We start from the raw sequence: 21,172 nt of genomic DNA on the forward strand, positions 1-21,172 counted from the left end.
TGCGTGTCCGTGGGCGATACTGGGATCGAACCAGTGACCTCTTCCGTGTCAGGGAAGCGCGCTACCGCTGCGCCAATCGCCCCTAGCTTTCCACCGAAGTGGAACCAGGGTTTTCACCGAGGTGGGTACGGGATTCGAACCCGTGTATACGGCTTTGCAGGCCGCTGCCTCGCCTCTCGGCCAACCCACCGTGCAGAAGATTTCTCTTCAGACAGTGTCCTGCGAGCGGACGACGAGATTCGAACTCGCGACATCCACCTTGGCAAGGTGGTGCTCTACCAGCTGAGCTACGTCCGCAGAAGGTTTTCCGGCCCTGTCCCGCTATGGGCTAGGGCCGCTTTCCAACGAAGAAAAACTCTATAGGAAGGAGGCCTGTTTGTTCAAATCCCGCGGCCTTCCGCGCGTCGTCCCGCTCAATTGGCGTTCCGTCCGATCATGGTCTAGAGTTTCTAAGCGTTGCAGAACGCAAGGGCGATTGGCGCAGTGGTAGCGCGCTTCGTTCACACCGAAGAGGTCACTGGTTCGAACCCAGTATCGCCCACCCTTGCAAAGCCCCTTTTCCCGCGATATATCACGGGAAAAGGGGGCTTTTTCGTGGTCGCTCATCGACTCCGTTGAAGTCGGATTTCCTCCGCGCGCCCGCCCTCGCTGTTCCGTGGCATTGCCTCCGGCGGACGCGATGCCGCTCCGGGCGGCGAAGCCGTTGTCCTGTCGTTCGCCGAGCAGGCTGTATGCACCATTCGTAGACGGAAGTGGACTGAGATGGAGAGCGACGCAGAGACAGTTCATCAGACCGGAGCGGGGCGCCTCCGCAGCCGCGTGCCGGTTTCATGAGCAGTAAACAGCGCAGCCGTCATGTCGCGCGGCTCGGGCGTGAGCTATCGGCCCTGGCCCGGTTCCTGGAGAAGTACGGCGTCTCACGCTGGAGTTCCTGGGCCGATCATTGCTTGGCCCTGCTTCAGAGTGGTGACCCTCGGGCTCTGGAAGGGGTGAGAAGCGCCTTCGGGGGCATGGGAAGCCTCAACGATGTGGTCATCAGTCAGCATCACGGGCAGCTCCTGACCGACTCCGAGGCGGCCGCCGCCAACCAACGGCTCGCACGATTGACATCGTCAGTGTATGAGGATGTCGTCTGGCTGCTCCAGGACGAGGACTCCGGGCATTAACGTCCCGCATTCAAGGATGGCGTCGGCCGGGCCGGATGGTGCACTCTCCGGATTCATCACCTCCAGCCCGTCGCAGACCCCGGGCTCGTTCCCCGCTCACCGTGGGCTGCCTGAAGGAATGTCGGCGCGTTATGGGAAAGTGAAGACATGACCGCACCAATGCTTGCCCGGGCCACCGATACGGGCCGGATGTATGCGCGCAGCACGCGCGAAGAACCCGTCGTCCCGTCGATCACCACGGTGATCGCGCAGCAGCCCCACGGTCTGGACGGCTGGTTCGGATACATGGGAGCGAACGCGCTGGCGCAGGACGTCACCCTGCAATCCGCCCTCAACAGCCCGGCGAAGCTCCGCCAGGCGGTTCAGCGCGCGGCCAATGCAGCCGCTCTCTACCGGGACGCCGCCGCCGAGCGCGGTGACCGCGTCCACAACTACTGCGAGCAGGTGGCGTTGCGTCATCTGGACCGCGAGCACGACGTCGACGGCGCGCGGGAGCTTCTCGCTCAGAACGGCGAGCAGGCGTTCGCGGACCGATTCGATGAATGGTGGAAGGCGTACGACGTCCGCCCGATCGCCCCCGAGATCACGGTCTGGAACCACGAGGTCGGCTACGCGGGCACTCTGGATCTGGTGGCCGAGATCAACGGGCGCACCTGCCTGATCGACTACAAGACCAAGGGCACCACGCGGGACGGTCAGGTCAAGGCGCTCGATGACAAGGTGGTCATGCAGCTCGTCGCCGGCATGAAGGCGGAGGAGAGCCTGGTGGATCCTGAGCTGGGGGAGTGGGAGGCCTGGCAGCATGGCGCCGGTCCACTGCTCATCGCGGTCGCGGTGGGAGAGACCGAGGTTCGTCCGCAGCGGGCCAACCCCGAGGTCCTCAAGCATCACTGGTGGAAGTTCTGTGCCTTGAAGAGGGTGTGGCAGCTCAACCAGGACCTGCTGCAGGAGCGGTCCGCTCTCCTTCCTCTGGCCCCGCCGCGGGCCTGAACGGAGTCCGGGCGCTGCTGGGACCCCTCGCCGGGAGGCCCGGGGACCGCCGGTCCGTAGAATAGACAGCGTGGCGCACGGCGCCGCAGTGATCCGTCAGCACCTTATACAGGAGGTCCACTCCATGGCCGTTCTCGGCATCAGGACTCTCGGCGACCCGGTCCTCAGGACCCGGGCCGAGGAAGTCACCGACATCTCACCGGCGGTCCATCAGCTGGTGGACGACATGCTGGAGACCATGGAGGACGTGCATGGCGCCGGCCTCGCCGCGCCCCAGGTGGGCGTGGGCCAGCGCATCTTCACCTTCAACATCGACGGTGTGAAGGGCCATGTCATCAATCCCGTCCTCGTCAACAGCGAGGACCATCAGCCGGACGAACGCGAAGGGTGCCTCTCGGTGCCCGGCATCTCCGCCCCGGTCCGCCGCTTCCGCCAGACCACGGTCCGCGGGATCGACCGGGATGGCAATCCTGTGGAGCTGACGGCCGAAGGCATGCTCGCGCGGTGCTTCCAGCACGAGACGGACCACTTGGACGGCATCCTGTTCATCGACCGGCTGTCCGGCGAGGAACGGCGTCGAGCCCTGAAGGCCCTCCGGAGCGGCGAATACTCGGCAGCCGAGCGGGCGACGGTGGATCAGCGCGCCAGTTCCGTGGCCTCCGCCTTCAGCAAGGCGCCGTCGTCGGCCTCCAGCGGCCGCGGCTCCTTCGGGCAGGCGCTGTGAAGGTCCTGTTCGCGGGAACGCCCGCCGTGGCCGTGCCGTCCCTCGACCGGCTGCTCGAGGCCGGCTTCGAGGTGGTGAGTGTCCTGACCCGTCCCGATGCGCCGCTCGGCCGGAAGCGCGTCCTGACCCCGTCGCCGGTGGCGCAGCGCGCCGAAGAACTCGGGCTGGAGACTATCAAGGCCTCGCGCATCACCCCGGAGGTGACGGAACAGATCGTGGCGACCGGCGCCGAGGTGGGCGCGATCGTGGCTTTCGGCGGTCTGGTGCCGCAGTCCGCGCTCGACGCCCTCGACCACGGCTGGATCAACCTCCACTTCTCCCTGCTGCCCGCATGGCGCGGAGCGGCCCCCGTTCAGCACGCCCTCATCAACGGCGACGACGTCCTGGGCGCCTCGACCTTCCAGCTGGAGGCGGGCCTGGACACCGGTCCGGTGTTCGGCACCATGACCGAGACGGCGCGACCGGATGACACGAGTGGCGTTGTCCTCGAACGTCTGGCGGTGAGCGGCGCGGTCCTGCTCGCCCAGACGCTGTCGGCGATCGCCGCGGGACGCGCGGAGGCGAGGCCCCAGGAGGGCACCCCGACGCTCGCCCCTAAACTGACGCTGGAGGACGGCCGGCTCGACTGGTCCCTGCCGGCGCTGTCCTTGCACCGCCGCGCCAGGGGCGTCACTCCGGAACCCGGCGCATGGACCGAACTCGACGGCCAGCGCTTCAAGATCGGGGCTCTCGCGCTCCGGCCGGACGTCCGGGATCTGGCGCCGGGCACCCTGCGGCTCGTGGGCAAGTCCGTGGTGGTCGGCACCGGCAGTCACGGCCTGGAGCTGCTCGAGGTGCAGCCCAGCGGCAAACGCATGATGTCAGCACGCGACTGGGCCCGTGGCCTGGCCGCCCTGGAGAAAGTGACCTTCGCATGAGTCAGCATCGGGGCACGCCCCAGTCCAGGGGTGGTTCAAGTTCGGGTGGTTCAGGTTCGGGCGGCGCGGGCCGCTCCGGCGGTGGCCGGGATTCCGGCCGCAGGAACGCGCAGGGTCGCGAACGGCACCGTGGCAACGGTGGAGGTGGCCGGCAGTTCAGCTCGGCCGCGCCCTCGCAGCGTTCCCGCCGCGCCGATCCGGCCCGCCTGGTCGCCTTCGAGGTGCTCCGGGCCGTCTCCGGCGCGGACGCCTATGCCAACCTGGTGCTGCCCGGTCTCATCCGCGAGCACCGGCTGGAACGCCGGGACGCCGCGTTCGCCACGGAACTCGCCTACGGGACCCTCCGTGGTCAGGGCAGCTACGACGCCATCCTGTCCGAATCCGTGGACCGGCCTCTGAAAGACCTGGACCCGGCCGTGCTCGACGTCCTCAGGCTCGGAGCGCACCAGCTCCTCGGCATGCGGGTTCCCGCGCACGCGGCCCTCGACGAGAGCGTCGGTCTGACGCGTGCGGTGATCGGCGCCGGGCCGTCCGGTCTGGTCAATGCGGTGCTCCGGAAGGTCAGCGCCCACACGCTGGAGGAGTGGCTGGACGAGATCTCGTCCCGGACGCCCGATGTCATCGAGCAGCTCGCCCTCCGCCAGGCCCACCCGGCATGGATCGTGCGGGCCCTGCGCCAGGCGCTGGTGGGCCACGGCCACGACGTGGCCGAGATCGAAGACCTCCTCGCGGCCGACAACGAAGCCCCCGTGGTGAACCTCGTGGCTCTGCCGTCGCTGGCGTCCGCACACGACCTCGACGACAGCGGCGCCGAGCCCGGCCCGCTCCTGGAGGGGTCCTGGCTGTCGGCAGGCGGCGATCTGGGCCGTATCCCGGCGGTGCGGGACGGCGTCGTGCGTGTGCAGGACGTCGGGTCCCAGCTGGTAGCGCGGGCCCTGGTGGCCGCGCCCCTCGAGGGCGGCGACGGCGAGCCGGAACGCTGGCTCGACCTGTGCGCCGGACCGGGTGGCAAGGCCGCCCTGCTCGCCGCCCTGGCGATCGACGCGGACGCGTCACTGCTGGCCAACGAGTCTCAGCAGCACCGGGCCGAGCTCGTCCGGCGCGCCCTTCAGCCGGTACCGGAGGAACGCTGGGAGGTCCGCACCGGAGACGGCCGTGACGTGGGGGAGAAGCTCCCGGAGCAGTTCGACCGTGTCCTCGTCGACGTTCCGTGCACTGGCCTCGGTGCCCTGCGCCGCCGGCCCGAGTCCCGCTGGCGGCGTACGCCCCAGGACCTGACGGAACTCGGCCCCCTGCAGCGTCAGTTGCTGGACTCCGCGATCCAGGCCACCCGGCCGGGCGGCGTGATCGCCTATGTGACGTGTTCCCCGCACCTCGCCGAGACGCGCATGGTGGTGGACGACGTCCTCAAGCGCCGCGACGATCTGGAACTCGTCGACGCGGGCCCCGTGATCGACGGAGTGGCCCGCGGGGAATCACTGTCCGCCGACCACGGAGGATACGTTCAGCTCTGGCCCCATCAGCACGGGACGGACGCCATGTTCCTGGCGCTGCTCCGCAAGAAGAATCCCGCCGCGGCCCAGGCCTGAGCGGATCAGCCCTCAAAGGAGAACGCATGCGCTGCTGCATCAATCCGAGCATCCTGTCCGCAGACTTCGTCAACCTCCAGGCGGAGCTGGACAGGATCGCCGCGGCCGACGCCGTCCACGTGGACGTCATGGACAACCACTTCGTGCCGAATCTGACCCTGGGACTGCCCGTGGCGTCCCGGATCCAGGCGGTGAGCCCCATTCCGCTGGACGCCCACCTCATGATCGAAGACCCGGACCGCTGGGCTCCCGGGTTCGCGGACGCGGGCCTGGCCTCCGTCACGTTCCACGCCGAGGCGGCGACCGCTCCCATCAAACTGGCCCGTGAGCTGCGGGCCCGTGGCGCCAAGGCCGGCCTGGCACTCCGCCCGGCCACCCCGGTGGAGCCGTACCTGGATCTCCTCCACGAATTCGACATGATCCTGGTGATGACCGTGGAGCCGGGCTTCGGCGGTCAGAGCTTCCTGGACGTCACGCTGCCCAAGATCCGCCGCGCCCGTGCGGCGATCGACGGCAGCGGCGCGGCGGTGCAGCTGCAGGTCGATGGCGGCGTCACGGAGGAGACGATCGTGCGGGCCGCAGAGGCCGGGGCGAACGTCTTCGTGGCGGGCAGCTCGGTCTATGGGGCGGAGGATCCGGAACGGGCCATCACGCGGCTGCGCGAGGTGGCGGAGAGCGTCTGGGCCGGCGCACGTTCCTGACGAAATGTTTCCGGTGGCCGTCGGGAATGAACCGGCGGCTACCGGACTTATGACACTATGTAATCCTGCTCCCAGCACCTCACGGTGAGGGGAACAGACACAATTTGATCAATCGTGCTCCGGGGTCGGTGAAAGTCCGAACCGGCGGTTATAGTCCGCGACCCGCCTGACCTTCATCGGTCGGACGGTTGAGCCGGTGAAATTCCGGCACCGACAGTTAAAGTCTGGATGGGAGAAGCACGAACACAAGCCACGGGTCTGTCCCGTGCGTCCTTGTTGTCGCCCCCGGAGCCGCCGCGGTTCTCTGGAAAGGGTGAGACATGGACCTCTTGCGGTGGCTCTTCGAAGCGCAGATCCCAGTCGGTGGGACGGCGCTTCTGCTACGTGAAGTTCTCGGTAATGTTTTCGGTCTGGCGAGTGCCCTCGGTGGCATGCGCCGCCGCGTCTGGGCGTGGCCCGTGGGCATCGTGGGCAATCTGCTCCTGCTCACGGTCTTCCTGGGCAATGTCTTCGGCGCCGCCGCCCCCGCCACACTGTGGGGCCAGGCTGGCCGCCAGATCATGTTCATCGCGGTGGCCGTCTTCGGCTGGATCCGCTGGCGTCAGGGCAAGCGCGACGCCGACAGTCACGGCGTGGCCCTCGTGCCCCGCTGGGCAGGCGGCCGGGCCCGCGTGGCCCTCATCGCAGCGCTCCTGCTCGGCACTGGCCTTCTGACCCCGCTCTTCTCGCTTCTCGGCTCCTACCCTCCGGTGTGGGCGGATGCCTGGACCTTCGTGGGCTCGCTCCTGGCCACCTTCGGCATGGCCAAGGGCTGGACCGAGTTCTGGCTGATCTGGGTGGCCGTGGACATCGTCGGGGTGCCGCTGCTGTTCAGCGCCGGGTACTACGCGAGCGGTTTCATGTACCTCTTCTACGGCGTCTTCACGCTGGTCGGCTTCTTCGTCTGGATGTGCGCCCAGAAGCGTGAGGCGCAGGCGCCTCCGGGATACACCCACGACGACGGCGCCCCCGTCACGGCGGAGGTGCGCTGAGTGGGCGAGCATGACGTGGGGGGGCAGCACCAGAGCGGCGCCTCCTTCACGGAGGTCGAACGTTCCGCGATGCACCAGGCCCTGGACGCCGCGCTCGGCGGCCCCCGGGGAGCGAACCCGCTCGTGGGGGCCGTGATCCTCGACCCCGAGGGCAGGGTCCTCAGCGTCGGGCACCACCGAGGGGCCGGCACGGCACATGCCGAGGCGGACGCGCTGGCCAAGGCCCAGGAGCACGGCATCGATGTCGCGGGCGGGACCATCCTCGTGACCCTGGAGCCCTGCAACCACCAGGGCCGCACCGGACCCTGCGCCCAGGCGATCATCGCCGCCGGGCTGGCCCGGGTCATCTACGCGATCGACGATCCCCACGATCCCGCCGCAGGAGGCGCAGCCACGCTGCGCGCCGCGGGAATCCAGGTGGAGAGTGGACTGGGGGCCGAGCAGGCCCGGGAGCTGAACGCGCGGTGGCTCGCCGCCGTCGACGGTCGCCGGCCGTTCGTGACCCTGCACATCGCCCAGACCCTGGACGCGCGCATCGCGGCGGAGGACGGCACCAGCCAGTGGATCTCCGGTCCGGAGTCGCTGCGGGACAACCACGCGATCCGGCAGCGGATCGATGCGATCCTCGTCGGAACCGGGACCGTGGAGATCGACGATCCGCGGCTCACCGCGCGCACCCCTGACGGCGAGCTCGCGGAGCATCAGCCGCTCCGCGCGGTGATGGGAGTGCGCCCGATCCCGGAGGGCGCCGCGATCCTCGGCGATGACGGCCGTGCCATCCATCTGGCCACGCGGGAGCCGGGCGAGGCCCTTGCGGAGCTCTTCGAACGGGGAGTCCGTCACGTCATGGTCGAGGGCGGCAGCCGGATCATCGGGGCCTTCCTCAGCGCCGGCCTCGTCGACGAACTCGTCGTCTACCAGGCCCCCACCCTCCTCGGTTCCGGGAAGAACTCCGTGGCCGGGCTGGGCATCCACACCCTCGCCGACGCCCAGTCCTGGGACTGGGATCACTCGGACGGCGGCTCCGTGCGGCACCTGGGCCGCGACCTCCGCCTTCATCTTCAGCCGGCCACGCCGCAGCATTAAGGAATAGTCATGTTCACCGGAATCATCGCCGAACGCGGCACCGTCGCCGCGTTCCAGCAGCAGGACGGCAGCGCCGTCCTGACCCTCGACGTCCCCACGCTGGCCGAGGACCTCGGCCTGGGCGGCTCCATCGCCGTCAACGGTGTCTGCCTCACCGCCACCTCCCGTGAGGGCGGCCGCATCGACGTGGACGTCATGGGCGAGACCCTCGTCCGGACCACGATCGGCTCGCTCCAGCCGGGCGATCAGGTCAACCTCGAACGCTGCGTTCCCGCAGGGGGACGCCTGGACGGGCATGTCGTGCAGGGCCACGTCGACGGCGTGGGCGCTCTTCTGGAGCGCGAGAACCAGGGCAATTGGGACAGGTTGCGTTTCAGTATCCCGACGCCGCTGGCCCGTTACGTGGCCGAGAAGGGCTCCATCGCGATCGATGGCGTGTCCCTCACCGTCACCGCCGTCAGTCCCGCCACCGAGGCGGAGCAGTGGTTCGAAGTGGGGCTGATCCCGATCACCCTCGCGGAGACCGGGCTGGGCGACAAGAAGCCGGGGGAGGGCGTCAACCTCGAGGTCGACGTGCTCGCGAAGTACGCCGAGCGTCTGCTCTCCTTCCTGGACGGAGAGCGCCGGTGAGCGGGCAGCCCAGCGGTCCGCACGGCCTGGACCCCATCTCAGACGCCGTCGCCGCCATCGCGGCGGGGCGCGCCGTCGTCGTGGTGGATGACGAGGACCGCGAGAACGAAGGCGACATCATCTTCGCCGCGCAGCACTCCACGCCCCAGCTCATGGGCTGGACCATCCGGCACAGCTCCGGCGTGATCTGCGTGCCCCTGACCGGGGACCAGGCGGACCGTCTTGAGCTCCCTCCCATGGTCGAGGTCAACCAGGATGCCAAGGGCACCGCGTACACCGTCAGCTGTGACGCGGCGGTCGGCGTGAGCACAGGCATCTCGGCGACGGACCGGTCGCTGACGGTGAATCTCCTGGCCAGCGCCCAGACCCGGCCCGAGGAACTCACCCGTCCCGGGCATATTTTCCCGCTGCGCGCCGTTAAGGGTGGAGTGCTCGAACGCCCTGGACACACCGAGGCGGCCGTGGACCTCTGCCGTCTGGCCGGAGTCCAGGAGGCCGGCGTGATCGCCGAGATCGTCCACGACGACGGCGAGATGATGCGCCTGGATGCGCTGCGTGACTTCGCAGCCATTCATGGATGTCCTCTGGTGTCCATCGCCGATCTCGCGGCGTACCTCCGGTCCGGAGGCGAGCAGGCAGGACAGGCAGGATGACAGAGCGCAGCATGGTGCAACCAGAGGAGGAACTATGAGTCCGGAACAGCACAGTGGGAAGCACCCCGTCAGCTCGGGGCCCATCGTGAAACTGCCCACGGCCTTCGGGGAGTTCGTGGCCCAGGCCTGGACCGATGAGGCAACCGGTGTGGAACATCTGGCCGTCAGTTCCCCCAGCCCGCCCAGCGACGGGCAGGCGCCGCTCGTGCGGCTGCACTCCGAATGCCTCACGGGCGATGTGTTCGGCTCCTACCGCTGCGATTGCGGCGAGCAGCTCGCGCTGGCGCTCAACCTGATCCGCGAACAGGGCGGCACGCTGCTCTACCTGCGCGGGCAGGAAGGCCGCGGCATCGGGCTGGCCAACAAGATCAAGGCGTACGCCCTGCAGGAAGCCGGCTTCGACACGGTGGAGGCCAACGAGCAGCTCGGTCTGCCCGTGGACGCCCGCTGCTACAACGCCGCGGCCCAGATCCTGGCGGAGATGGGGCTGACGGAGATCCGTCTGCTCAGCAACAACCCGGACAAGGAACAGCGCCTCGCTGCCGCCGGTGTCCGGGTGGTGGAGATGGTCCCCACCGAGGTCCCGAGCCGCGAGGAGAACCTCCGGTACCTTCGGACCAAGAAGGACCGGATGGACCACCGCCTGACCCTGGAAGTCCCGGACGTGGAGATCCCCGGAGCTAACTCCTGATGACCACCCAGCCCGAACAGAAAGCGAGCACCGCATGAGCGGCCACGGAGCACCCACCATCACCCTCGACGCCGGCGCGGAGCAGCAGCCGCTGCGCGTCGCCGTCATCGCCGCGAGTTGGCACCGGGAGGTGATGGACGGTCTGCTGGCCGGCGCCCAGGCGGCGGCCGCCGACGCCGGACTCACCGACGTCACGGTAGTCACCGTCCCGGGCACGTTCGAACTGAGTGTGGCGGCGGCGCGTCTGGCCCCGCACTACGACGCCCTCGTGGCACTCGGAGTCGTGATCCGTGGCGGCACCCCACACTTCGACTACGTGTGCCAGTCCGCGACCCTCGGTCTCACCCAGGTGTCGGTGAACACCGGAGTGCCGGTCGGCTTCGGCGTTCTGACCTGTGACAACGAGGAGCAGGCCCTGGACCGGGCTGGCCTGCCGGGTTCGTCCGAGGACAAGGGCCGCGAGGCGCTCGAGGCAGCCGTGGCCACCGCGCTGACGCTGCGGTCCACGCTCGCACCGCAGGACTGAACCGTCTCAGGGGTGGGGAAGATCACCCCTGGCGGTTTTGTAACGCCCCCGGCCCGTTTCGGGCCGGGGGCCCGGTTCACAGTAGGGTATGACACGTGAAGAATTTCGAGGCGCTCTTCGCTGAATTGAGCGAAAAAGCCGACACCCGGCCCGAAGGTTCGCGTACCGTCGCTGAACTGGATTCGGGCGTGCACGGGATCGGCAAGAAGGTTGTGGAAGAGGCCGCCGAAGTCTGGATGGCGGCGGAATACGAATCCGACGAGGCCGCTGCGGAGGAGATCTCCCAGCTGCTGTACCACCTTCAGGTCCTGATGCTTGCCAAAGGCCTGACCCTCGAAGACGTCTACAAGCATCTCTAGCCGCTCGGCGCGGCAAGCGCCCGGCGGCTGGCGTCGTTCCCGGCCCTGCCTTCCCGCGGGACGGGACGGCTCACGTCTCTCCAGTTCACAGACCACTGCGGGCCGAGGGCCCGGACACGAAAGATGCTTGAAGACATATGTTGCGCGTAGCAGTTCCCAATAAAGGTTCCCTTTCCGAAGCCGCCGCGGCGATGCTGGCCGAAGCCGGCTACCGCCAGCGCCGGGACAACCGTGAACTCGTCATGGTGGATCCCGACAACGATGTGGAGTTCTTCTTCCTCCGTCCCCGCGACATCGCGGTGTACGTGGGGCAGGGCACCCTCGACGTCGGCATCACCGGCCGCGATCTTCTGCTGGACGCCCAGGTGGAGGCGGTCGAAATGCTCGAACTCGGGTTCGCCGCTTCGACCTTCCGGTTCGCCGGGCCCGTCGGAGACTTCCAGAGCGTCGAGCAGCTGGCCGGCAAGCGCCTCGCCACCAGCTACGACGGCCTGCTCCGCGATTACCTCGCGAACCTCGGCATCGACGCCAAGGTGGTCCGCCTCGACGGCGCGGTCGAGTCCTCGGTGCGCCTCGGCGTCGCCGATGCGATCGCCGACGTCGTCGAGACCGGCAACACCCTGAAGGCCGCCGGCATGGAGATCTTCGGCGAGCCGATCCTGAAGTCCCAGGCCGTGCTGATCGGACGGCCGGGGGAGAACAACCCCGCCGCCGAGGTGCTGATCCGCCGCCTGCAGGGCGTGCTCGTGGCGCGTCAGTACGTGCTGGTGGACTACGACATCCGCAAAGACCTGGTGGAGGAGGCCGCGGCCCTGACGCCGGGCCTGGAATCTCCCACGGTGTCGCCGCTGCGTGACTCCGATTGGGTGGCCGTGCGCTCGATGGTGCTCAAGAAATCCACCAATCAGGTCATGGATGAGCTCTACGATCTGGGCGCCCGCGCCATCCTGGTGAGCAGCATCCACGCCTGCCGCATCTGAGCCACCGGACGAGAACCCAGGAGGAACCATGGCCGTCGCCATCCGCGTGATCCCCTGCCTTGACGTCGACGCCGACCGCGTGGTCAAGGGAGTCAACTTCAAGGGCCTTCGCGACGCCGGAGATCCGGTCGAGCTGGCTCACCGTTACGACCGCGCCGGGGCGGACGAGCTGACGTTCCTGGACGTCACCGCGAGCTCCGGCAACCGCGAGACCACGTTCGACGTCGTCCGTCGCACCGCCGAGGAGATCTTCATCCCCCTCACGGTCGGCGGCGGCGTGCGCGGCGTGGCCGAGGTGGACAAGCTGCTGCGCTACGGCGCGGACAAGGCATCCATCAACACGGCCGCCGTCGCGCGTCCCGACGTGATCGATGAGATCACCCGGCACTTCGGCTCCCAGGTCCTGGTGCTCTCGGTGGACGCGCGCCGTGTCCCGGAGGGTGCGGGCAGCACGACGCCCTCGGGCTTCGAGGTGACGACCCACGGCGGACGTCAGGGCACCGGAATCGACGCCATCGCCTGGGCACGGGAGGCCGCCGACCGGGGTGTGGGGGAGATCCTGCTGAACTCCATCGACGCCGACGGCACCAAGGACGGCTTCGATCTGGAGATGATCCGTGCCGTGCGGGCCGCCGTGAACATCCCGCTCATCGCCTCGGGCGGCGCCGGGATTCCGGAGCACTTCCCGCCCGCCATCGAAGCCGGCGCGGACGCCGTGCTCGCCGCGTCCATGTTCCACTTCGGGCCGGACGACATGATCGCCCAGGTCAAGACCGCCATCCGCGAGGCCGGGTACGAAGTCCGCTGACCTCGGGGCGCAGAGCGTTCCACCGGAACTGAAGAGGGACCCTGCCGTCTGGCAGGGTACCTCTTGAGTTCAGTCCCTCTTCAGTTCATGAGTGTTGCGAGGGCTCGTCTCAGGCGCCGAGCGTCGCCGAGCGGAGCAGGGCGACGGCGTCGGGCTGCCCCTCGAACGACACCAGGGCATGCGAGGCGCGGCCGTAAGCATGCATCATGAGCTCGGCCGGATCGCCGAGGATGGCCACCGAGTCCGGCGCCCGGCGGGCCACGTGACGCGGACCGTTCGGACGGACCAGCACGATCCCGAGGTCGACGCCGCGGTAGAGCAGGGCGGCGCGCTTCACGAGATCCGCCCAGAGAGCCTCGGCGTACGAGTCATCGAGCGCGCGCGGCGCCCAGCGGTCCCCGGCGCGCCGGACGTCCTCGGCGTGCACGAAGTACTCCGCGAGATTGGCCAGTTCTGCGACCGCGGGGATGCCCCAGGGGGAGAAGCGGGACGGGCCGGCGAGGAACCGCTCCACGAGCTTGACGTAAGCGCCGTCATCCAGGGTGGAGGCGAGCTCTTCGATCGCCTGATCCGTGGCGGGCGCCAGCGCCTTCACCGCGAGACCCAGGGCGACCCGCGGGCTGTTCTCCCGCAGGTGCAGGTGCGCCAGCAGGTGGCGCGTCTTCCACCCCTCACAGAGGGTGGGCGCGTCGGGACCGGCCGCGAGCAAAGTCTCGGCCAGGAATTCTCGGGAGGGGGCCACAAAACGCATCACTGTGAACCTAACACGAGAGGGGGTTTCCGGCGGTGCATGGCACACCGCGCGACGCGGCGTTGCGCACAGGGCGGACCACGGTGCCGGTCGGCGTCACCGAGCCGGGTGGAGGCGGGGCGGCAGGGCTCGCCGTACTAGACTGGATCGCGATGTCTGAACAGCCCATTCCCCCTCTTTCCGGCGCGTCCACCGGCTCCGAGCCGACCACCGAGCTCGCCTCTGACGTGGCGTCCCGCCTCAAGCGCGACGACCACGGTCTGGTGGCGGCCATCATCCAGCAGCATGACAGCGGAGAAGTCCTCATGCTCGGCTGGATGGACGACGAAGCGCTCCGCCGCACGCTCACCACGGGCCGGGTCACCTTCTGGTCCCGCTCGCGGCAGGAGTACTGGCGCAAGGGGGACACCTCGGGCCATGTGCAGTGGGTGAAGTCCGTCGCGCTGGACTGCGACGGCGACGCGCTCCTGGTGCGCGTCGACCAGGTGGGCGCCGCCTGCCACACGGGAACGCGGACCTGCTTTGACGGCCGGGAGCTGCCCGCCGTCGTCGGGTCCCGGGACGCCGGGCACACCACCGCCAAGGAACCGACCGCTGACGACGCGACGACGGAAGGGGCACGCTAGTGCTGGAGACCACCGCACTGACCCCGAGCCTGAACGAGTTCCGGACCCTGGCGCGCGAGCACCGGGTCATCTCGGTGACGCTGAAGGTGCTGGCCGACGCGGAGACGCCGATCAGCCTCTACCGCAAGCTCGCCCTCGCCGACGACGGCGCCGCGAAGCCCGGGACGTTCCTCTTCGAATCCGCCGCGGTCGGCGGGTCGTGGAGCCGCTACTCCTTCATCGGCGCGCACAGCCGGGCCACGCTGACGACGCGCGACGGCGAGGCCTTCTGGCAGGGTGAGCCGCCCCAGGGCGTCCCCACTTCGGGGAACCCGGCCGAGGCCCTCCGCCTCACCCTCGAAGCGCTGCGCACCGAGCGCCACGCCGATCTGCCCCCGCTGACGTCCGGCCTGGTCGGTTTCGTGGGCTGGGAGACCGTCCGGCACTGGGAGCGGCTGGTCCACCCGCCGCAGGATGATCTGAACCTGCCGGAGCTCGCCCTCAACCTGGTGAGCGACATCGCGGTCCACGACAACGTGGACGGTTCGGTGCTGCTCGTGGCCAACGCCATCAACATGGACGACAGCCCGGAACGGGTCGACGAGGCCTACCAGGACGCCGTGAACCGGCTCGACGCCATGCTGGAACGCCTCCAGCGTCCGGCCGCGCCGGCCATCGCCGCCCTGGCTCCGAGCCGTGACTACCAGGAATCCGTGCAGCACCGCTGGCCGGAACCGCAGTACCTGGAGGCCATCGACCGCGGCAAGGAGGCCATCCGCGACGGCGAGGTCTTCCAGGTGGTCATCTCCCGGCGCTTCGAGCTGGACTGCGCCGCCAGCGCCCTGGACGTCTACCGGATGCTGCGCAACAGCAACCCCAGCCCGTACATGTACCTCTGCAACTTCGAGGATCCGGAGGGCCGGGAGTACGCGATCGCGGGCTCCAGCCCCGAAGCGCTCGTGACGGTCACCGACCGCGAGGTGATCACCCACCCGATCGCCGGGTCCCGGCCGCGCGGCAAGACCCATGACGCCGACGTCGCGCTGGCCGAGGAGCTCCTCGCGGACACGAAGGAACGCGCCGAGCACCTCATGCTGGTGGACCTGTCCCGCAACGACCTCTCGCGGGTCTGCACCGCCGGCACCGTGGATGTCACGCAGTTCATGGAAGTGGAGCGCTTCAGTCACATCATGCACCTGGTCTCCACCGTGGTGGGGCAGCTGGCCCCGGGATCCACGGCCTACGATGTGCTCGCCTCCACGTTCCCGGCCGGCACGCTCTCGGGCGCCCCGAAGCCGCGGGCGCTGAGTCTGCTGGACGAGCTGGAGCCGCACCGGCGCAGCGTCTACGGGGGAGTGGTCGGCTACCTCGACTTCGCCGGGGACATGGACATGGCCATCGCCATCCGCACGGCGCTGCTGCTGGACGGGAAAGCATACGTCCAGGCCGGTGGCGGCATCGTCGCCGATTCCCACAAGCCGGACGAGGCGCTGGAGACCGTGAACAAGGCCGCGGCGCCGCTGCGTGCCGCGCATCTCGCCTCCGCTCTGCGGGATGCGGAGCCCGGGCTCGCCACGTCCCTCGCGGAAGGTCAGTGATGAGCCGCACCACAGCTCCCCGCTGGTCCCGGAAGGCCACCGTCGTGCTCGTGACGGTGCTGTGCGCCGTCGCGGTCTTCGGCACCACGACCCAGAGCTGGGTGAATGTCGTCCTGGCACAGAGTGGCGTCAGGATGCCCGACATCCACGTCGCCGGCAGCAAGGCCGCCACGGCCGTCACGGCCCTCGCCGTGGTGGCGGTGGCCGGAGCGATCGCCAGCAGCATCGCGGGCCGCGTGGCCCGCTGGGTGGTCGCCGTGGCGATCGCGCTCTCCGGCGTGGGCATCGTGTCCGCCGGCTTGACCGTCCTGAACGACCCGCGGTCCGCGGCTCAGGGCGAGATCAGCCGCCAGACCGGCGTCGCGAACGGACCGGCGGACGTCAGCCTGACCACCTTCCCGGTGCTCGCCGTGATCTTCGGCGCGCTCCTCATCCTGTGCGCGGTGTGGCTGGTTCTCGCCTCGCGGCACTGGGCGGGGAGCTCGAAATACGACGGCGCCGCGGGCCGGTCCCGTGCGGCGGCCAAGGGCTCCGCGAGCCCTTCCGCCGCAGCCGAGGAGGCCGACGACGACGAGCCCCTGGATGCGATCGACAGCTGGGATCAGCTCAGTAAGGGTCACGACCCCAGCTAGGCCTGTCCGGCAGGTGGGCACGGCGGCTCCGCTGCGCCTGGACCTGCACAATCAATGGCAGAATGTAGTTAGTTTCATTCCTGAGGAGTATCACCATGAGCAAAGCCACTGTTTCCGCCAGCCAGTCCACCGAGTCCCACGCGGACGAGATCGGACACGGCAACAGCCCGGCTGCCTGGACCTGCGTGGCCATCATGCTGGTGGGCGCCCTGGTTTCGTCCATCGCCTTCGTCCTGGCCAGCGCGCCGGTCTTCTGGGGCGGCATCGGCGTCATGGTGATCGGTCTCCTGGCCGGCTTCGCCATGCGCAAGGCCGGTTACGGCGTCGGCGGCAGCAAGCTCAAGAACAGCCACTGATCTGTGACTGTCCTCGACGACATCATCGCGGGAGTCCGCGAAGACCTTGAGGCCCGTCGGCTGCCCCAGGCCGAGATCGAGGACGCCGCGCGCGCCGCGGCACCCGCCCGGGACGCCTGGGCCGCACTCGGTGGCGGTCAGCCCGACGCCGGGCTGAAGGTCATCGCCGAGATCAAGCGCAGCAGCCCCTCCAAGGGTGAGCTGGCGGGCATCGTCGATCCGGCGGCTCTCGCGGAGCAGTACGTCTCCGGGGGAGCCTCCGTCATCTCGGTCCTGACCGAGCAGCGCCGCTTCAAGGGCAGCCTCGCCGATCTGGACGCGGTGCGCGCCCGGGTGGACGTGCCGCTGCTCCGCAAGGACTTCACGGTGGACGAGTATCAGATCTGGGAGGCCCGCGCCCACGGCGCAGACCTCATCCTGCTGATCGCCGCCGCTCTCGATGACGCGCAGCTCAAGGACTTCAGCGACCTCACCCACGAACTGGGCATGAACGTCCTGCTGGAGACCCACACGCTCGAGGAGATCGAGCGGGCCGCGGCCGTGGAGGCTCGCATCATCGGCGTCAACGTGCGGAATCTGAAGACCCTCGACGTCGATCGCGGCGTCTTCGGCGGGCTGGCCTCGGCCATTCCGGCAGGAGCCATCGCCGTGGCGGAGTCGGGAGTCCGCGGGGTCGAGGACGCCGTGCACTACGCGTCCCAGGGCGCCCAGGCGCTCCTGGTGGGCGAGGCTCTCGTCACCACCGAGGACCCTCGCCGGCTGCTGCAGGACTTCCGGGAGGCCGGCACGCGGGCCATGCCGGCCCGGCGCGACTGAACAGCTCTACGAACACGCCCGGCGATGCCCACGCGGCGTCGCCGGTCCGAACCGAAACACAGAGGACGGTGAGCGCGATGGCGGAGAACGCATCGCAGAACCCCGGGCAGGGCGCGGCTGAAGAGCAGGCGTTCGGGGACCCCGCTGAGGCATTCCTGGCGGGACGGCTGGCGGAGCAGGCCGAGGCCGGCAGCGCCGGCCGCGGCCCGCTGCGCCACGCGGAAGGACCTTACTTCGGTGAGTACGGCGGACGCTGGATGCCCGAGTCCCTCATCGCCGCCCTGGACGAGCTGGAGGACACCTTCAACAAGGCCCGGCTGGATCCCGATTTCCTCGCGGAGATCTCCGAGCTGAACAAGAACTACTCGGGGCGCCCGAGCCTCCTCACCGAGGCCAAGCGCTTCTCCGAGCACGCCGGTGGCGCCCGGGTCTTCCTCAAGCGCGAAGACCTCAACCACACCGGTTCGCACAAGATCAACAACGTGCTGGGTCAGGCCCTGCTGGCCAAGCGCATGGGCAAGACCCGTGTGATCGCCGAGACCGGCGCGGGTCAGCATGGCGTCGCCTCGGCCACGGCCGCCGCCCTCATGGGTCTGGAGTGCGTCGTCTACATGGGTGCCGAGGACTGCCGCCGTCAGGCCCTCAACGTGGCCCGCATGCAGCTGCTCGGCGCCACGGTCATCCCCGTCACGAACGGCTCCCAGACGCTGAAGGACGCCATCAACGAGGCGCTCCGCGACTGGGTGACCAATGTGGACAACACCCACTACCTGCTCGGCACGGCGGCCGGAGCCCACCCGTTCCCGGCCATGGTCCGTTTCTTCCACGAGGTCATCGGGGATGAGGCCCGCGAGCAGATCCTGACCCAGACCGGCCGTCTGCCGGACGCGGTCTGTGCCTGCATCGGCGGCGGGTCGAACGCGATCGGCATCTTCCACGGCTTCCTGGACGACCCCGAGGTCGCCATCTACGGCTTCGAGGCCGGAGGAGACGGTGTGGAGACCGGACGGCATGCGGCCACGATCACGCTCGGCCGCCCGGGCGTGCTGCACGGCGCGCGTTCCTACCTGATGCAGGACGAGGACGGCCAGACGGTGGAGTCCCACTCCATCTCCGCCGGCCTGGATTACCCGGGCGTCGGGCCGGAGCACTCCTACCTGCATGACATCGGCCGGGTGACGTACGAGCCGATCACGGACACCGAGGCGATGGACGCCTTCAAGCTGCTGTCGCAGACCGAGGGCATCATCCCGGCCATCGAGTCGTCGCACGCCCTGGCCGGCGCCATCAAGGTCGGCCAGCGGCTGACTGAGGGCAAGGACGATCCCAGCGAGGTCATCGTCGTGGTGAACCTCTCGGGCCGCGGTGACAAGGACGTCCAGACCGCCGCCGAGTGGTTCGACATGCTCGACGAGGACGGCAACGTCCGCGGCACCACGCTTTCCACACGTCACAGCACCACGGGTGAGGAGTCCCCGGCATGATCCACTCCAAGGCCGCGGCCGCCATCGACAAGGCGAAGGCCGAGGGGCGCTCCGCCCTGATCGGCTACCTGCCCGCCGGATACCCGGACGTCCAGACCAGCATCGACGCCGGCATCGCCCTGGCGAAGAACGGCGCGGACATCATCGAGATCGGCATCCCGTACTCGGACCCCGTCATGGACGGCCCCGTCATCCAGGCCGCGACCACCGAGGCCCTCGCGAACGGCTTCCACGTGGCGAGCGTCTTCGACGTCGTCAAGGGCATCACGGAGGCGAGCGACGCCGCCGTCGTGGTCATGACCTACTGGAACCCGGTCATGCGGCTGGGCGTCGACGAGTTCGCGCGCCGCCTGGCGGAGGCCGGGGGAGCGGGTCTGGTCACGCCGGACCTCATCCCGGACGAGGCTGCCGAGTGGGTCGCCGCGTCGGACAAGTACTCGCTGGACCGCATCTTCCTGGTGGCCCCGTCCTCCACGCCGGAGCGCCTCAGCATGACGGTCCAGGCCAGCCGCGGCTTCGTGTACGCCGTCTCGGTCATGGGCGTCACCGGCGCCCGTGGTGCCGTGAGCAACCTCGCCGAGAGCCTCGTGGCGGCGACCCACGCCGCCGGGGCGGAACGCGTGTGCGTCGGGCTGGGCGTGTCCCGGGCCGAGCATGTCCGGGAGATCGCCTCCTACGCCGATGGCGTGATCGTGGGCTCCGCCCTGGTCTCGGCACTTCGCGACGGCGGCGTCCCCGCCGTCGCACAGCTCACTCAGGAACTCAGCGCCGGATTCACCCCGGCCGGATAGGAACCCGGTATGCAGACCGCCCTGATGGCGACCCAGCTCCCTGCCAGCATCCCCAGCCCCAGCTGGTCGGGGTTCGAGCTGGGGCCGCTCAGCATCAGGGCGTACGCCCTGTGCATCCTGCTCGGCATCGTGGTGGGCCTCTGGCTCACCGCGGTGCGCTGGAAGCGCCGTGGCACGCCCGAGGGGAGCCTGTGGGACATCGCGATCTGGGCGATCCCGTTCGGCATCATCGGCGGTCGCCTCTACCATGTCTTCTCCTCGCCGGCACAGTACTTCGGCCCGAACTTCGACGGCACGGGTGACCTCAGCCTGATCCCGCAGATCTGGCGCGGCGGCCTGGGCATCTGGGGCGCGGTGGTCCTCGGTGCGATCGGCGCCTGGATCGGCTGCCGCCGGTCCGGGGTGAAGCTGAGCGCGTTCATGGACGCTGCGGCGCCCGGCCTGCTCCTCGCACAGGCGATCGGCCGCTGGGGCAACTGGTTCAATCAGGAGCTCTTCGGCGCTCCCACGGACCTGCCCTGGGGCCTGCAGATCGATCCGCAGAACCCGAACTTCCCCGCGGATGCGGCTCCGGGCACGCTGTTCCACCCGACGTTCCTCTATGAGAGCCTCTGGAACCTGATCGGCGTCGTCATCCTCCTGCTGCTGGACCGCCGGTTCCACTTCCGCCGCGCCCGCCTCTTCGCCCTGTACGCCGCTTACTACTGCCTGGGCCGCGTCTGGATCGAGCTGCTCCGCATCGACGACGCCGAGCACATCGCCCTCTTCGGCGTCACCACCCGGCTCAACGTCTGGACGAGCATCTTCGTCCTCATCGCGGCCCTGCTGTACTTCGTGATCGCCGGATTCGGGCGCTCGAAGCGGGGCGACACCCCGTACCTGAAGGGTCACGAGCCGGAGCCTGAAGCACTGGCCGACAGTCATGAACCGGAAGTTACCATCCAGGATGCGGAAGGTTCCGTCTCAGATGGTGGTCCTCGTGGTAGTGTCGCTGCAACACCGAGCGATGCTGCAACCGATGATGACCCTGCAGCAGCCCAGCCCGAAGCGGACGCCACCCCCCAGTCCGCGGGCCCGGAAGCCTCCTCCTCGTCCACCGACCAGGAAACCCGGAACTGAATCCAGCCACGGCCCCGCCCCGTCACGACGGGGGCGGCCTGATGCCGCCCCTCAGAGGGGTGTAACCATTCGTTCGGTGACCGCTGGTGACCTACAATCGCTAGTATCAATCGCCTTGTTGCGCTCGTCACAATGACGCGCGAACGACTGGGGCCAATGTTGTCCCCTC

24 protein-coding genes, 4 tRNA genes and 1 riboswitch are annotated in these 21,172 nt (G+C 69.0%); of the genes, 24 read left to right on the plus strand and 4 right to left on the minus strand.

Annotated elements, in window-relative coordinates:
• Positions 1-10: 10 nt before the first annotated feature.
• The 3 genes from AB6732_RS06145 to AB6732_RS06155 all read right to left on the minus strand — a co-directional run bounded on the left by AB6732_RS06145 (position 11) and on the right by AB6732_RS06155 (position 297).
• Positions 11-82 (minus strand) — tRNA-Val (locus AB6732_RS06145).
• A gap of 37 nt (positions 83-119) precedes the next feature.
• A tRNA-Cys gene (locus AB6732_RS06150) sits at positions 120-190 on the minus strand.
• A gap of 34 nt (positions 191-224) precedes the next feature.
• Positions 225-297 (minus strand) — tRNA-Gly (locus AB6732_RS06155).
• Positions 298-469: 172 nt separating this feature from the next.
• Here AB6732_RS06155 and AB6732_RS06160 point away from each other — a divergent pair.
• From AB6732_RS06160 to hisF, 16 genes are all read left to right on the plus strand, one after another.
• Positions 470-541, plus strand: a tRNA-Val gene (locus tag AB6732_RS06160).
• Between the two features lie 289 nt (positions 542-830).
• Entirely contained in the window at positions 831-1,166 is a 336-nt protein-coding gene (locus tag AB6732_RS06165; RefSeq protein WP_370959137.1) for a hypothetical protein, read from the plus strand.
• Between the two features lie 147 nt (positions 1,167-1,313).
• Entirely contained in the window at positions 1,314-2,156 is an 843-nt protein-coding gene (locus AB6732_RS06170; protein WP_307496992.1) for a cytochrome, read from the plus strand.
• 124 nt (positions 2,157-2,280) lie between these two features.
• Positions 2,281-2,880 carry a peptide deformylase gene (gene def, locus AB6732_RS06175; protein WP_370959605.1) on the plus strand — a complete coding sequence of 200 codons (600 nt, stop codon included), beginning with the start codon at positions 2,281-2,283 and terminating at the stop codon, positions 2,878-2,880.
• Positions 2,877-3,797 (plus strand): methionyl-tRNA formyltransferase, encoded by a 921-nt coding sequence (gene fmt / locus AB6732_RS06180; RefSeq protein ID WP_370959138.1) that lies wholly within the window; start codon positions 2,877-2,879, stop codon positions 3,795-3,797. The genes def and fmt overlap by 4 nt, the downstream gene beginning before the upstream one ends.
• Positions 3,794-5,386 carry an RsmB/NOP family class I SAM-dependent RNA methyltransferase gene (locus AB6732_RS06185; RefSeq protein WP_370959139.1) on the plus strand — a complete coding sequence of 531 codons (1,593 nt, stop codon included), beginning with the start codon at positions 3,794-3,796 and terminating at the stop codon, positions 5,384-5,386. Before fmt ends, AB6732_RS06185 begins: the two co-directional genes overlap by 4 nt.
• A gap of 26 nt (positions 5,387-5,412) precedes the next feature.
• Positions 5,413-6,087 carry a ribulose-phosphate 3-epimerase gene (gene rpe / locus AB6732_RS06190; RefSeq protein WP_208188896.1) on the plus strand — a complete coding sequence of 225 codons (675 nt, stop codon included), beginning with the start codon at positions 5,413-5,415 and terminating at the stop codon, positions 6,085-6,087.
• Between the two features lie 110 nt (positions 6,088-6,197).
• A riboswitch (FMN riboswitch) is annotated at positions 6,198-6,332 on the plus strand.
• Positions 6,333-6,407: 75 nt separating this feature from the next.
• Positions 6,408-7,118 carry a nicotinamide riboside transporter PnuC gene (gene pnuC, locus AB6732_RS06195; protein ID WP_370959140.1) on the plus strand — a complete coding sequence of 237 codons (711 nt, stop codon included), beginning with the start codon at positions 6,408-6,410 and terminating at the stop codon, positions 7,116-7,118.
• A 69-nt stretch (positions 7,119-7,187) separates the two neighbouring features.
• On the plus strand, positions 7,188-8,204 hold the full coding sequence (gene ribD / locus AB6732_RS06200) for a bifunctional diaminohydroxyphosphoribosylaminopyrimidine deaminase/5-amino-6-(5-phosphoribosylamino)uracil reductase RibD (RefSeq protein ID WP_370959606.1): 1,017 nt from the start codon (positions 7,188-7,190) through the stop codon (positions 8,202-8,204).
• 9 nt (positions 8,205-8,213) lie between these two features.
• On the plus strand, positions 8,214-8,834 hold the full coding sequence (locus AB6732_RS06205; protein ID WP_370959141.1) for a riboflavin synthase: 621 nt from the start codon (positions 8,214-8,216) through the stop codon (positions 8,832-8,834).
• Positions 8,831-9,487 (plus strand): 3,4-dihydroxy-2-butanone-4-phosphate synthase, encoded by a 657-nt coding sequence (gene ribB, locus AB6732_RS06210; RefSeq protein ID WP_370959142.1) that lies wholly within the window; start codon positions 8,831-8,833, stop codon positions 9,485-9,487. Before AB6732_RS06205 ends, ribB begins: the two co-directional genes overlap by 4 nt.
• Positions 9,488-9,521: 34 nt before the next feature.
• Positions 9,522-10,178, plus strand: a complete 657-nt coding sequence (ribA, locus tag AB6732_RS06215) for a GTP cyclohydrolase II (RefSeq protein WP_370959143.1) — start codon at positions 9,522-9,524, stop codon at positions 10,176-10,178.
• Positions 10,179-10,212: 34 nt separating this feature from the next.
• Positions 10,213-10,704, plus strand: coding sequence for a 6,7-dimethyl-8-ribityllumazine synthase (gene ribH, locus AB6732_RS06220; protein ID WP_370959144.1), 492 nt, complete (start codon positions 10,213-10,215; stop codon positions 10,702-10,704).
• A 95-nt stretch (positions 10,705-10,799) separates the two neighbouring features.
• Positions 10,800-11,063, plus strand: a complete 264-nt coding sequence (locus tag AB6732_RS06225; RefSeq protein WP_066212354.1) for a phosphoribosyl-ATP diphosphatase — start codon at positions 10,800-10,802, stop codon at positions 11,061-11,063.
• A 137-nt stretch (positions 11,064-11,200) separates the two neighbouring features.
• Positions 11,201-12,043, plus strand: a complete 843-nt coding sequence (gene hisG / locus AB6732_RS06230; RefSeq protein ID WP_370959145.1) for an ATP phosphoribosyltransferase — start codon at positions 11,201-11,203, stop codon at positions 12,041-12,043.
• Between the two features lie 28 nt (positions 12,044-12,071).
• Positions 12,072-12,851, plus strand: coding sequence for an imidazole glycerol phosphate synthase subunit HisF (gene hisF, locus AB6732_RS06235; protein ID WP_370959146.1), 780 nt, complete (start codon positions 12,072-12,074; stop codon positions 12,849-12,851).
• Positions 12,852-12,960: 109 nt separating this feature from the next.
• Here hisF and AB6732_RS06240 read toward each other — a convergent pair whose 3' ends face one another.
• A complete protein-coding gene (locus tag AB6732_RS06240; protein WP_370959147.1) occupies positions 12,961-13,602 on the minus strand; it encodes a TIGR03085 family metal-binding protein in 642 nt (213 codons plus the stop codon).
• A gap of 152 nt (positions 13,603-13,754) precedes the next feature.
• On the opposite strand from AB6732_RS06240, the gene hisI reads away from it, so the two are divergent.
• The 8 genes from hisI to lgt all read left to right on the plus strand — a co-directional run bounded on the left by hisI (position 13,755) and on the right by lgt (position 21,003).
• Positions 13,755-14,228 (plus strand): phosphoribosyl-AMP cyclohydrolase, encoded by a 474-nt coding sequence (hisI, locus tag AB6732_RS06245; RefSeq protein WP_370959148.1) that lies wholly within the window; start codon positions 13,755-13,757, stop codon positions 14,226-14,228.
• Complete coding sequence (locus AB6732_RS06250; protein WP_370959149.1) at positions 14,228-15,805, plus strand: anthranilate synthase component I; 1,578 nt, start codon at positions 14,228-14,230, stop codon at positions 15,803-15,805. Before hisI ends, AB6732_RS06250 begins: the two co-directional genes overlap by 1 nt.
• Entirely contained in the window at positions 15,805-16,437 is a 633-nt protein-coding gene (locus AB6732_RS06255; RefSeq protein WP_370959150.1) for a Trp biosynthesis-associated membrane protein, read from the plus strand. Before AB6732_RS06250 ends, AB6732_RS06255 begins: the two co-directional genes overlap by 1 nt.
• A 95-nt stretch (positions 16,438-16,532) precedes the next feature.
• Entirely contained in the window at positions 16,533-16,793 is a 261-nt protein-coding gene (locus AB6732_RS06260; protein ID WP_066212372.1) for an HGxxPAAW family protein, read from the plus strand.
• A 3-nt stretch (positions 16,794-16,796) separates the two neighbouring features.
• Positions 16,797-17,609 carry an indole-3-glycerol phosphate synthase TrpC gene (trpC, locus tag AB6732_RS06265; protein ID WP_370959151.1) on the plus strand — a complete coding sequence of 271 codons (813 nt, stop codon included), beginning with the start codon at positions 16,797-16,799 and terminating at the stop codon, positions 17,607-17,609.
• Positions 17,610-17,686: 77 nt separating this feature from the next.
• Entirely contained in the window at positions 17,687-19,093 is a 1,407-nt protein-coding gene (gene trpB / locus AB6732_RS06270) for a tryptophan synthase subunit beta (RefSeq protein ID WP_370959152.1), read from the plus strand.
• Positions 19,090-19,884, plus strand: a complete 795-nt coding sequence (gene trpA, locus AB6732_RS06275; protein WP_066212376.1) for a tryptophan synthase subunit alpha — start codon at positions 19,090-19,092, stop codon at positions 19,882-19,884. The genes trpB and trpA overlap by 4 nt, the downstream gene beginning before the upstream one ends.
• A gap of 9 nt (positions 19,885-19,893) precedes the next feature.
• Positions 19,894-21,003 carry a prolipoprotein diacylglyceryl transferase gene (gene lgt, locus AB6732_RS06280; protein ID WP_370959153.1) on the plus strand — a complete coding sequence of 370 codons (1,110 nt, stop codon included), beginning with the start codon at positions 19,894-19,896 and terminating at the stop codon, positions 21,001-21,003.
• Positions 21,004-21,172 lie beyond the last annotated feature (169 nt).

The organism is Arthrobacter sp. RCC_34 (genome assembly GCF_041360795.1).
Taxonomy (GTDB): domain Bacteria; phylum Actinomycetota; class Actinomycetes; order Actinomycetales; family Micrococcaceae; genus Arthrobacter_E.